The organism is Rhodopirellula sp. SH410 (genome assembly GCF_055811895.1).
Genome location: NZ_CM147949.1, coordinates 2,975,050 through 2,987,313 on the forward strand (window position 1 = coordinate 2,975,050; position 12,264 = coordinate 2,987,313).

Genomic DNA, 12,264 nt, shown 5'->3' on the forward strand with positions numbered 1-12,264 from the left:
GCAGCCCCCCAGTCCACCCGTCGAGTCAAGCTAGTGAGAATCTCATGCGCCGTCCATTCACCAGGGATGCTGTGTCTTCCCGATATCCCCGTCTCGAATCGTTGTCGATTGTATTTTGTGGCCTGTTGGTCGTCGGGCAAGCCCTGTGTCCATGCGGTGTGCGGGCCGAAGACGACGAATCCTCGCCTGTCAAAGCACAGCAGGAGGCGAAACAAGAAAACGGCGCAGAGGCCGCTGAGGCGGTCGCGATCGAGATTCCCGATGGCAACGCGGAGGAACTGTTTGCCTTTGCGTCCGAAACGATGCGAAATCGAGGTCGTGACATCAAGTCTGTCCGCCGCGCCGCACGCGCCGTCGTGGACGCCACCGCGAAAATTCGCACACTCGACGACGTGACCCTGGCCGAGGAGCTCAAGGCGATCGCGCTGCAGTTGCCCGCTCTGCAGTTTCTTGCCAACCAAGACGAAGAGGATGCCGAGGAACGCGACGCGTTGCTGGCATCGCTGGCCGCAGACGATCGCCCCGCAATCCGCAATTTTGCGTTGATGGAGAATCTTCAATCAGAGATCCGCGACGCTCAGACAAAGGACGCGACCGAACAACAGAAGCTCGTCAATCAGCTGTTAAAAATGGCCGACGAAGGCAGCATGAGTCCTCAGCTGTATGGGCTGGCGTCGCTACTGGCCAGTCGCCTCAACGCTGGCGATCAAACGGAGATGGCCGTGAGCCTGCTCACTCGGCTCGCTGACCAGATCGACGAATCGGAAGGCGAGCAAATGCAGGATCTCGCTGCTCGTGCCCGCGGCACCGCTCGCCGCCTGGAATTGCTCGGCAACTCCATGACGCTCACCGGAGTGACCGGTAGCGGTGAAAAATTCGATTGGTCGAAATACCGTGGACGCGTCGTCTTAGTCGATTTCTGGGCCTCGTGGTGCGGCCCCTGTCGTGGTGAAATTCCTAACATGAAACGCAATCTCGCCGCCTATGGTGACCAGTTCGCGATTGTTGGGATCAATATGGATACCGATCCCGAAGCGATGCAGAGCTACCTCGATAAAGAGGACATCAGCTGGGTCAATATAGTCGGGGATGAAGAGACCGGCGCCGGCTGGGACCACCCCATGGCGCGTTATTACGGCGTCTCAGGCATCCCGACGGCGATCCTTGTCGATCCCCAAGGAACGGTCGTGTCGCTGTCCGCCCGTGGCCAACAGCTCGACAAATCGCTCGAAGAATTGCTCGGCCCACCCCCTGAATCGAACGACGAGGAAGCCGACACCAGCCTGGAAGCCGAAGCGGAATAGAACACCGCGATCGTCGTCTTCAAACGCCGCCGACCCGCGTCGTCTTCAGCCGCCGCCGACCAGCGTCACGACTTCGACGCGGTCGCCGTCGGCGATCACGTGTTCACCATGCTGTTCACGCGGTACGACGTCCTCATTGACTTCGACGGCCAAGTAATTTTTGGGGACGTCGACGTGCTGAATCAACTCGTCGATCGTCATCGGGCGATCGACTTGCGTGGTGGTTCCGTTGACCGTAATGGTGATCATGAGGCTTCGTCAAAGGCGGCATCGAAGGCCACGTTGGAGGGCGAGAAGTCGAGCTTCTTCGTGAACGCACAGGCCTCGCGTGCACCGAAGGTGCGTTCCATCCCAGAGTCCTCCCATTCGATCGATAGAGGGCCGTCGTAGCCGATCACGTTGAGCGCCCGGATGATCTCTTCGAAGTTCACGCCGCCCCGGCCGGGACTGCGGAAATCCCAACCCCGACGAGGGTCGCCGAAGTTCAGGTGGCTGCAGTTGATTCCCGACTTGCCGTCGAGCGTCACGATTGCGTCTTTAATGTGCACGTGAAAGATGCGATCGGGGAACGCACGGATAAATTCGACCGGATCGATCCCCTGCCAAATCAAATGGCTGGGATCGAAGTTGAAGCCGAACTCGGGGCGATGGTCGAGGGCTTCGAGGGCCCGCTGAGCGGTGTAGATATCGAACGCGATCTCCGTTGGATGAACCTCCAGTGCGAAGCGAACGCCGCACTGGCCGAACACATCGAGAATCGGATTGAATCGCTCGGCGAGCAAGTCAAAACCGGCATCGAGCATTTTCTCAGGGACCGGTGGAAACGAATAGAGCAGGTGCCAGATACTGCTGCCGGTGAATCCATTGACGACGTCGACACCAAATTTTTGTGCCGCGCGAGCGGCGTTGGCGAGTTCTTCCGCGGCGCGTGCGTTGACGCCGGCTGGGTCACCATCACCATAAACGTGTTCAGGGAGGATGGATTTGTGACGCTCGTCGATCCGATCCAGCACGGCTTGGCCAGCCAAGTGGGCACTGATGGCATGGCATTGCAGGTTATTCTTGGCCAGCAACGCGTGTTTTTTGTCGCAGTAATCATCTTCGGCGAGTGCCCGATCGACTTCGAAATGATCGCCCCAGCAAGCCAGTTCGATGCCATCGAAGCCAAAATCGGACGTCATCGCCGCGAGCTCTTCAATCGGCAAATCGGCCCATTGACCGGTAAACAGGGTGACGGGACGAGGCATGGAAAACTCCGACGAGTGGGGTGAAGAAGGACAGATTGCTCGTAGGATAACGGAGCCAGCCGCCCCGTTGTAGCACCCCGACTGAGTCACCGTGGCGACCGGAGATAGACCCCCGGGCTTCGGGGGATATTCGGCGACGCGAGGATCAGTTGATCTGCACGGGGTTGGTTGCCTGTTTGATCTTGTCCCGCATCAGATCCGTGGGGGCGTCCTGGCCGGTGAATAACCGGAACTGATACGCGGCTTGACGAACGAACATGTCGACACCGGTGATCAGCCTCGCTCCCGCTTGCTTCGCGTGCTTGATCAGCATGGTGTTCTCGGGGTTGTACACGGTGTCGAAAACGACCATGTACTCATTGATCGACGTCATGTTGTAGGGCGAGACGTCGACGTTGGGGTGCATGCCCACGGGAGTGCCGTTGACGAGCAGGTGTGCTTTAATCTCATGACGCTGATCCCAGGGGATCGAATGGCAACCAAATTCTTGGGCGAGCAATTGACTGCGTTCTGCGGTGCGGGACGCGACATAGACGTCGCATTTGCGCTGTCGCAGCCCCCATGCGATCGCCCGGGAAACGCCCCCGGCACCGAGGATGAGTGCGACCTTACCCTGCATCGAGTTTTCCTTGCCGCGTTCGAGCGCGAAGGTTTCCTCGATGCAATCCATCGCAGCGCGGTAATCGGTGTTGTAGCCGAGACGCTCTTCGTCGTTGAAAATCATCGTATTGATGGCACCAATCCCCGTCGCACTCGCTTCCGCCTGCGTGCAGTAATCCAACGCCGCTTCCTTGTGCGGGATCGTGATGCTGATGCCTTCGATCCCAATGCTATGGCAGCTGTTCATGAACGTCTGCAAATCGTCCTTGGGGACTCGCAGCGGCAGGTAGCGCGCGTTGAGCCCAGCATCGATGAAAGCGGAGTTGTGAATCAAGGGACTGTGGCTGTGCGCGACCGGATCGGCGATCACACCGAACAGCGACGTTTGCGGATTGATCGACTCGTAGTGGTAGACATTGTTCATCTCCTTCCAATTGATTTGGCCGGGGGCGAGTTTTTTGTCAGCACTGAAGGTGGCGTACGTGAACGGAGATCCGACCCGGTTGGACAGGATCCGGGTGATCATGCCCATCTCGCCCATGCAAATGCCGATGGTGGGAATCTTCGCATTTTCCACCAGCTTAATCATCCGAACATTGTCGGAGAACGTGTTTGCCATCGTGGCGATCTTGACGATGTCGGCATCCTCTTCCGCCATGGCGGCGTGAATTTCCTCCAGTTCCTCGGGCGTGCCGCTGAAGTCGTGGTAGCTGATGATTCGCTTCGTCGCACCATAGCGCGGGATCTGGGCTGCCACATCCGCTTCAATGTCGACATACTCGACTCCCGTCGCGATGGCGCTGCGGAGCAGCATCAGGCGTTCCTGTTCCGATTTCTCCCAGCGACCACCGTCTTCCTTCCGGCGAGCGGTCAGCACGACGGGGCCGGGACGGTCGCCCACGAGCCGCTTCAGGTTGACCGCGCGCGTGATGTAGTCCACACGCAGTTCAACGAGTTCAGCCCCTTGTTCAACAAGAAACTGATGTTCGGCGATCATTCGTTGGTGGCGCGCACGGCCGAGGCTGACACAAATCATTGACAAAAAGCTCGAAAGACAGAAGAAAAACACCGCATTGCGGGACAAAACCGGCGGGCGGACAGCTTATAATAGTCGGGACGGTCTCGACCAGGAGGTCAGCGAAACTGAACAATACTCCAGGGTGCTGGCGTAGGGACAGGTTCTGTCCGGGCTGGAGGCAGCGAAACTGAAACAGTGAATATTGAAATCGATCATGCAAATTGGAAAAACGGACCGTTCGACCCCAGTGACCGCGTTGTTCATGGTCGTGTCCTGTTTACTCGCGAGTGTTGCCACGGCTGAGGCACCGTCGGTCGCCCCTCGGCCGACCTGGACGATGGCCCGTGCCGACAGTGGTGCCAGCGGTGCGATCGACCGCACCCTGCCCGGAAATCTGCGTGTGCTGTGGGAGTCTCAGACGGCCGAAGCCATCGAAACGACGCCGGTCAGTGATGGCGTGAGCGTATTCGTCACCGACGTCATGGGTGGCGTCGAGGCGCTCGATCTCGATTCGGGCCAGTCGCAGTGGCGACGGGATTTTGATACTGGTTTTGTGGCATCGGCCGGTCTCTTGCTACCCGAGTCGATCGACTCGAAAGCTAGCCTGACGTCTCAAATTCCGATCATCGCGGCGGCGCCCGGCGACCATGCGAAGGATTCCGGTTCGGTGTCCCAGGCCGGTCTGGCCCTGCTCGTCGTAGGCGACGTTGAGGGCAACATCGAGGCGCTCAATCCGGTTAACGGCGAGACCGTTTGGAAATACACCACCGAGGGCGAAATCAGCGCAGCACCCTCGTTTTTCGCTGTCCCGCGTGATGACGCTTACGAAATTCGGGTGCTACAATCCAGCCAAGATGGAAGTCTGTATTGTCTCGATGCGAAGGATGGGACGTTGGTTTGGAAGTACGAAACGGGCGATCAAATCCGTTGTTCGCCCTCGATCGCATCGGGAAAGACATTTCTGGGCGGTTGTGACGGGCAATTGCATGTCATTGACCTGGCCACCGGGAAGGCGGCCCGTGAGCCGATGCCGCTCGGCGGTCCCACCGGCAGCACACCCGCCGTCAGTGGTGATGAGGTGTTTTTGCCGATCATGGATGGCACCGTATTCGCGTTCAATCCCAACTCGGGTGACGTCCGTTGGAAATTTGATGACCCCGACCGGCCGCAAGAATACCGCAGCAGCGCGGCGATCGGTCCCGATCGAATTATTGTCTCGAGCCAAAACAAGCACGTCGATGCGATCAACCGTGCGACGGGCGAACAAATTTGGCGGAAAACGTTGCGCCGCCGCGCCGATGCCTCGCCACTGATTGCGGGCGAGGATGTCTGGATCGCGTCGACCACCGGTTTGCTGTTAAGATTGTCCCTTGCCGACGGCGAGGAAAAGTGGTCGTTTGAGTCACGTGGCAAATTCATGGCGGCGCCCGCGATCGTGGGCGACCGGTTGATCATCGCCGATGACGATGGTGTTGTCCGCTGCTTCGGGCTTTAGATAGTGTGTTCAAAGCACCGGTCGAGCGGTTTTCCTCAGTCGTCTGTCGCTCGGTTTTAAGAAATTGAAAAGGTTGAAATGAGAATCGGGAAAGGCAAAAGAGAGATGGAGATGATGCTCGATTTTGCACTTTCCGATTAGCATTTTAACTTTTTTTAATAATTTCACCCATTGAGTGCCGGTTCATTGTGCCGCAGGCCACCCGCCGCTCGCCACCACCGACACCTTCCCATCCGAACCTAACCTCTGCACCCTGGAATCCCCCGCCATGACGAGCACCTCGAGCGACGACAAGACCGAAGTGGGCAGTGTGTTCATTTCCAACTACCCGCCGTACAGCCAGTGGAACGCAGAGGCGCTCGACGATGTTCGCGCCGCGATGCAGGCGCCGCCGGCCAACGACAACCCACTGGGGCTTTATCTGCACATCCCGTTTTGCCGCAAACGCTGCAAATTCTGCTACTTCAAGGTCTTCACGGATGTCAAGGCAGCCGATGTTCAGCGGTATGTGGACGCGTTGTGCAACGAGATTTCGATGGTCAGCAAGTTGCCTGTCATGGGCGATCGACCCTTTCGCTTTGTGTATTTCGGCGGCGGAACGCCGAGTTTTCTGTCCCCCAAACAGCTGACCAAGCTCGCTGACCGGTTGCACGAGCACATCACGTGGGACGGAGCCGAAGAGGTCACATTCGAATGCGAACCGGGCACGCTGAGCGAGACCAAGGTCAAAACGCTGCGAGAGAAACTCGGCGTCACACGGATCAGCCTCGGTATTGAGAACTTTAACGACACGCTGCTCGAAGAAAACGGCCGAGCACACCTTTCCAAACAGGTCTTTGCGGCTTGGGATTGGATCGAAGCGGCCCAGTTCCCCAACGTCAACATCGATTTGATCGCCGGGATGGTCGGCGAGACCTGGGAGAATTGGCGAGACAATATTCGTCGCACAATCGAGATGTCACCCGAGAGCGTGACGATCTATCAAATGGAGTTGCCCTTCAACACGATCTACAGCAAGGACATGATCGGCAACCATACCGAGAGCCCGGTCGCGCCCTGGCAACTGAAACGCGATTGGGTCGATTTCGCCTTCGACGAACTGATTGCCGCTGGATACAAAGTCAGCAGCGGATACACGCTCGTCAAAGACACCGGGAAAGTCAATTTCTCTTACCGTGACAATTTGTGGAAAGGTGCCGATCTGATCGCCACCGGCATCGCGAGTTTTGGCCACGTGGGCGGGGTGCATTATCAGAACCTGCCGCACATGCCCGCGTATCTAGAGACGATCGAGGCAGGCAACCTGCCGCTGGGACGTGGCTACGTCCCCACACCGCATCAATCGCTGATTCGCGAGATGATCTTGCTGCTCAAACGAGGCTTCCTCGAACGTGACTATTTCCGCGATAAATTTGACGCGGACATTGTCGCCCAGTGGTCCGAGGTGTGGAATCGCTATGTTGAGCAGGGGATGGTCGTCATCGACGACAATGAAATTCGCTTGACGCGTGAGGGGTTACTGCGAGTCGATTCGCTGTTGTCCGCATTCTTTGAGCCCGAGCACCAGAACGTGCGTTACACCTGATCAACGCAGCGGACTGGTGTCGCATCGATCCCCGGCAAGACGATCGTTTTCAGTTCATGGTTCGCGGGTCGAATTGACAATTTGCCACTCGTCACGGAAATGTTTTGAGTTTGACCATGAGAGCGTTATTCTTTGACCCTGCGAGCAGCGATCGCCCGCGTCATCTGATCTTTGCATCGCCGGTTCGTTGCTGGGGAGCATTCAAGTCGGTGGCCCGAATCCGATCAGTGGCCTCGCCGCTGGCCGTGCTCGGCGTGGCGATCATCCTCATCGTGGCAACCTGCTCAGGATCGTCCAGCGGTGCCGATGACGCGGCATCGACGGCTCAGGCACCCACCGGCCCGCCCGGCGATCCGCCCCCGACGGTGACCAGAGCGGACGTTGATGCGGCCCTCGCGATCATTCCCGAGCGTGTCGAAGCGATGCGCGTGGAGAGTGGTGTGCCCGGTCTGGCCATCGCCATCGTGTTCCAGGATGAGGTCGTTTATGCGGCAGGCTTTGGCGTGCGCGAACTCGGCAGCGACGATCCGGTCGGGCCGGACACGGTCTTTCAGATTGCGTCGTTGTCCAAGGCGTTGAGCGCCACGGCGGTTGCCGGTGTCGTCGGCGACGGCACGATCGCCTGGGACGACCCGGTGGTCGAGCATCTGCCGGACTTCGCGCTGTCGGATGCCTACGTCACCGAGCACGTCACCTACGCCGACCTGTTCACGCACCGCAGCGGCTTGCCCTCGCACGCCGGTGACCGGCTCGAAGATCTCGGCTTTGACCGCCAACAGGTTTTCGACCGACTCGCCCAGCAGCCACTCTCTCCGTTCCGCGCTCAGCACCTCTACACCAACTTCGGGCTGACCGCCGCCGCAGAGGCCGCCGCAGCCGCAGCGGGGATGCGGTGGGACGAACTGATCAAGGAGCAACTGTTCGCCCCAGCACGGATGAGCAACTCGTCGGCGCGGTTCGACGACTACCTCGCCGCTGACGACCGCGCCGTACCGCACCAGCGCGACGCCGGGGGGAACTGGATCGTGACCACTGACCAGCGTGACCCCGTCGCGCAGTCGGCCGCCGGTGGCGTGTCGTCAACGGCGGATGACCTCGGCCAATGGCTACGTCTGCAGCTGGGCGGCGGTGAGATCGACGGCCAACGGATCATCGACCCGGCGGCGCTGCTCGCCGTGCAGACACCGCACAGCATCACTGGGCCACCGAGCACGCCGAGCGCGCACACGAGCCTGTATGGACTCGGCATGGGCATCAGCGTCCGTGACGACGGATACACCAGCTGGACTCATTCGGGAGCGTTTTTGCTGGGGACCGGCACGAACTTCTCCATGATCCCGGGACAGCGGCTCGGTGTGGTGACGATCACCAACGGCCAGCCCGTCGGGCTGGCCGAGGCCACGTCGGAAACGGTGCTCGACCTGATCGTCGCCGGGGAGGTCACGCGAGATTGGCTCAGCGGGTACCGGGGTGTGTTCGCGAAAATCTACGAATCGGAGACCCCGACGGACTGGGCCGCGGCGGTTGCCGACCCGACGCCGCCGGCGCCATGGACGACCTACGCCGGCACGTACGACAACGACTACTACGGCCCGATGACGGTCGATGATTCGTCCGGGACCCTGGTGATGACGCTCGGCCCCAAGGCGATGAGGTTCGAGTTGACGCCCTACGACGGCAACACCTTCCTCTTCACTCCGCCCGGTGAGAACTCGGTCGGGCCGACGGGGATCACCTTTGAGGTCGAAGGCGGGCAGTCCGTGGCGGTGACTTCGGAGTTCTACGACATGACGGGGCTGGGCACCTGGACCCGGCAGCGCTGAACACATCGTGACCGCTGGTTTGGTGACCGCTGGTTCGATTTCGTCGCTGTCTGACCGATCGTTCCTGCGCGTGTATTGAAAAACGCGTTTGAGTGACAGCCTCGTTCCCGTCGCCGATCACGCGTTCTCGAACGTCGCCGAGCGACCGCAGCAAGTCGCCAGGGGCTGCAGTCGGATCAAAACTCAAAGGATTTACAATCCATATTGTCTGCGTACATCGCCTGAGTTTATCACCGCGGGGTGGACTACATACCTTGTTGAAAACGGGGTCGAGTGAGTAAAGTAAGGGGCTTCCGAGATTTTTTGCACCTACCGCAGCTTTTGACCACGTTCCCAGAGGCCGGGTTTTTCCCGTATTTGATGTCCGATTCCAAAAACGTCGCCGAAGTCGAAGTCGCCCAAAACGAAGTCGCCCAACAGCTCGGCGAATTGCAACGATCCACTGACGTCGATATCAATGCTTACGAAACTCAGGAATGGCTCAGTTCACTCGAATATGTGCTCGATAGCCAAGGCCCCGAACGGGTCAAGTTTCTCATCGATCAGCTCCGTGACCGCGCCGCCGAGCACGGTGTGCCACTGACAGCGGATACCTCGACCCCCTACGTCAACACGATTCCCCCGAACGAACAGCCCGCTTATCCAGGCAATCGAGAGCTCGAACGACGGATCAAATCCATTATTCGCTGGAATGCGATGGCGATGGTCGTCCGGGCCGGGAAGCGAGGCGGCGGCGTCGGCGGGCACATCAGCACCTTCGCCAGCAGCGCAACGCTGTACGAGGTTGCCTTCAATCATTTCTTCAAGGGTCGCGGTGAGGACGGTTACTCAGGCGACTCTGTCTATTTCCAAGGCCATGCTTCGCCGGGAATGTACTCACGGGCCTTCGTCGAGGGCCGGTTGGATGAATCGAAACTCGAGAACTTCCGTCGCGAACTCGAACAGGACGGTGGCCTCAGCAGCTACCCACACCCGTGGCTGATGCCTGACTTCTGGGAATACCCCACCGTCTCGATGGGACTCGGCCCGATCATGGCGATTTACCAAGCCCGCTTCAACGAGTACCTCAATGACCGAGGCTTGAAAGATACGAAGGGGCAAAAAGTATGGGCGTTCCTCGGCGATGGTGAGTGCGACGAGCCCGAAACACTCGGCGCCATCGGTTTGGCCTCGCGAGAAAAACTCGACAACCTGATCTTCGTCATTAACTGCAATCTGCAACGTCTCGATGGTCCGGTTCGCGGCAATAGCAAGATCATTCAAGAACTCGAATCGATCTTCCACGGTGCCGGTTGGAACGTCATCAAAGTCATTTGGGGCGGTGAGTGGGATGAGTTACTCGCTCGGGACACGACCGGACTGCTCGCCAAACGCATGAACGAAGTCGTTGACGGCCAGTACCAGAAATACACGTCGATGCCGGGCAGCTACATCCGCGAACACTTCTTTGGCAAATACCCCGAACTGCTCGAGTTGGTCAAGCATCTCTCCGACGAGAAACTCGAGAAGATCCGTCGCGGTGGGCACGATCCAGAAAAGGTGTACGCAGCCTACAAGCAAGCGACCGAGCTCAATAACGGCAAACCGACCGTCATTTTGGCGAAAACAGTCAAGGGCTACGGCCTCGGCGAAGCGGGTGAGGGACGGAATGTTGCCCACAATCAAAAGAAAATGAACGAGGCTGAACTGCTCGAGTTCCGCACCCGATTTGGCATTCCGATCAGCGACGAGGAAGTCGGCAACGCCCCGTTCTACAAGCCACCAGCCGGCGGTGCCGAGATGAAATATCTCCAGGCCCGTCGCCAGGAGTTAGGTGGGTATCTGCCGAGTCGCCCGACGACGCACCCGACGATGGAAGTCCCCTCGATGGACGACTTCGCCAAGCTCATCAGCAAGCTTGAAAACAAGAGCATCAGCACGACCTTCGCAGCCGTGCAAACATTGATCGCGATGTGCCGCGACAAAAAGATTGGTAAGAACGTCGTGCCAATCGTGCCTGATGAGTCACGCACGTTTGGAATGGAAGGCATGTTCCGCCAGTTCGGCATTTATGCCCACGCCGGCCAGAACTATGAGCCAGCCGACTCGGACCAGCTGTCGTACTACAAGGAAGCCCAGGACGGTCAGATTCTCGAAGAGGGCATTACCGAGTGCGGCTCGATGAGCAGCTTCAATGCCGCCGGGACCGCCTATAGCTGTCACGGCGTCAGCATGATCCCGTTCTTTATCTATTACAGCATGTTTGGGTTCCAGCGGATTGGTGATTCGATCTGGGCCGCTGCCGACATGCGAGCCAAGGGATTCCTCGTCGGTGGCACCGCCGGGCGAACGACGCTCAATGGAGAAGGGCTGCAGCACCAAGATGGTCACAGCCTCCTCAATGCGATCGCATTCCCCACCGTGCGTGCCTACGATCCTGCGTTCGCCTACGAAGTCGTCGTTATCGTGCAAGAAGGTTTGCAGCGGATGTTCGTCGACGGCGAACAGTGCATCTACTACATCACGGCTGAAAACGAAGAGTACCTGCATCCCGCCATGCCCGAAGGCTGCCAAGAAGGCATCATCAAGGGTATCTACAAATTCAAGAGCGTCGATGTCGATGGTGGCAAGCAGCGAGTGCAGCTGTTCGGCAGCGGTGCGATTTTGAACTCCGTGCTGAAGGCACAAGAGATTCTCGCTGAGAAATACTCGGTCGCCTCGGATGCGTGGAGCGTGACCAGCTACACGCAACTTCGCCGCGATGCCGGTGCCTGCGAGCGTTGGAATCGACTCCACCCGACCGAGACGCCACGCCGCAGCTACCTCGAAGAAACCCTCGAGGGCGTCGAAGGACCATTCATTTCCGCCAGCGATTATGTGCGGGCGCTCGGAGAGCAATTGACACCGTGGATTCCCGGTGACTACTACGTGCTCGGAACCGACGGGATGGGCCGCAGCGATACTCGCGAATCACTGCGTCGACACTTCGAAGTCGATGCCGAGTCGATCGTCATTGCCACTCTCTATCGATTGGCCAAAGCGGGTGAGTTCGAGATGTCCGACGTCGCCCAAGCAATCAAGGATCTCGATTACAATCCCGATAAAGTTGATCCTTACTTCGCATAAGAAAAGAAAATCGGGTTCAGAGTGCAGGGTTCAGGAACGAGCCCAGGTGTGTGCTCCTGAACCCTCTTTCTTCCTGAACTCTGAACC

Annotated in this window: 8 protein-coding genes; 5 read left to right on the top strand and 3 right to left on the bottom strand. The window is 58.7% G+C overall.

Features of this window, described 5'->3' with window-relative positions; all coding sequences use genetic code 11:
• Window positions 1–101 precede the first annotated feature (101 nt).
• A complete protein-coding gene (locus SH410x_RS10890) occupies window positions 102–1,304 on the top strand; it encodes a TlpA family protein disulfide reductase (protein ID WP_473676529.1) in 1,203 nt (400 codons plus the stop codon).
• 45 nt (window positions 1,305–1,349) lie between these two features.
• On the opposite strand, the gene thiS is transcribed toward SH410x_RS10890, so the two are convergent.
• The 3 genes from thiS to aroE form a co-directional block, all read right to left on the bottom strand.
• The gene (gene thiS, locus SH410x_RS10895) at window positions 1,350–1,553 is read right to left on the bottom strand and encodes a sulfur carrier protein ThiS (protein ID WP_473676530.1); all 204 of its coding nucleotides are present in this window, start codon (window positions 1,551–1,553) and stop codon (window positions 1,350–1,352) included.
• Window positions 1,550–2,551, bottom strand: a complete 1,002-nt coding sequence (locus tag SH410x_RS10900; protein ID WP_473676531.1) for a sugar phosphate isomerase/epimerase family protein — start codon at window positions 2,549–2,551, stop codon at window positions 1,550–1,552. The genes thiS and SH410x_RS10900 overlap by 4 nt, the downstream gene beginning before the upstream one ends.
• A gap of 145 nt (window positions 2,552–2,696) precedes the next feature.
• A complete protein-coding gene (gene aroE, locus SH410x_RS10905; RefSeq protein WP_473676532.1) occupies window positions 2,697–4,187 on the bottom strand; it encodes a shikimate dehydrogenase in 1,491 nt (496 codons plus the stop codon).
• 196 nt (window positions 4,188–4,383) lie between these two features.
• Between aroE and SH410x_RS10910 the strand changes: the two genes are divergently transcribed.
• The 4 genes from SH410x_RS10910 to aceE all read left to right on the top strand — a co-directional run bounded on the left by SH410x_RS10910 (window position 4,384) and on the right by aceE (window position 12,177).
• Window positions 4,384–5,664, top strand: a complete 1,281-nt coding sequence (locus SH410x_RS10910) for an outer membrane protein assembly factor BamB family protein (RefSeq protein WP_473676533.1) — start codon at window positions 4,384–4,386, stop codon at window positions 5,662–5,664.
• 268 nt (window positions 5,665–5,932) lie between these two features.
• Complete coding sequence (locus SH410x_RS10915; protein ID WP_473676534.1) at window positions 5,933–7,249, top strand: coproporphyrinogen-III oxidase family protein; 1,317 nt, start codon at window positions 5,933–5,935, stop codon at window positions 7,247–7,249.
• 116 nt (window positions 7,250–7,365) lie between these two features.
• Window positions 7,366–9,072 carry a serine hydrolase gene (locus tag SH410x_RS10920; RefSeq protein ID WP_473676535.1) on the top strand — a complete coding sequence of 569 codons (1,707 nt, stop codon included), beginning with the start codon at window positions 7,366–7,368 and terminating at the stop codon, window positions 9,070–9,072.
• Window positions 9,073–9,432: 360 nt separating this feature from the next.
• Complete coding sequence (gene aceE, locus SH410x_RS10925; protein WP_473676536.1) at window positions 9,433–12,177, top strand: pyruvate dehydrogenase (acetyl-transferring), homodimeric type; 2,745 nt, start codon at window positions 9,433–9,435, stop codon at window positions 12,175–12,177.
• Window positions 12,178–12,264 lie beyond the last annotated feature (87 nt).

Coding starts and splice junctions, on each gene's coding strand:
- thiS (WP_473676530.1), bottom strand. CDS start 1,553: ATGATCACCATTACGGTCAACGGAACCACCACGCAAGTCGATCGCCCG.
- SH410x_RS10900 (WP_473676531.1), bottom strand. CDS start 2,551: ATGCCTCGTCCCGTCACCCTGTTTACCGGTCAATGGGCCGATTTGCCG.
- aroE (WP_473676532.1), bottom strand. CDS start 4,187: ATGATTTGTGTCAGCCTCGGCCGTGCGCGCCACCAACGAATGATCGCC.
- SH410x_RS10910 (WP_473676533.1), top strand. CDS start 4,384: ATGCAAATTGGAAAAACGGACCGTTCGACCCCAGTGACCGCGTTGTTC.
- SH410x_RS10915 (WP_473676534.1), top strand. CDS start 5,933: ATGACGAGCACCTCGAGCGACGACAAGACCGAAGTGGGCAGTGTGTTC.
- SH410x_RS10920 (WP_473676535.1), top strand. CDS start 7,366: ATGAGAGCGTTATTCTTTGACCCTGCGAGCAGCGATCGCCCGCGTCAT.
- aceE (WP_473676536.1), top strand. CDS start 9,433: ATGTCCGATTCCAAAAACGTCGCCGAAGTCGAAGTCGCCCAAAACGAA.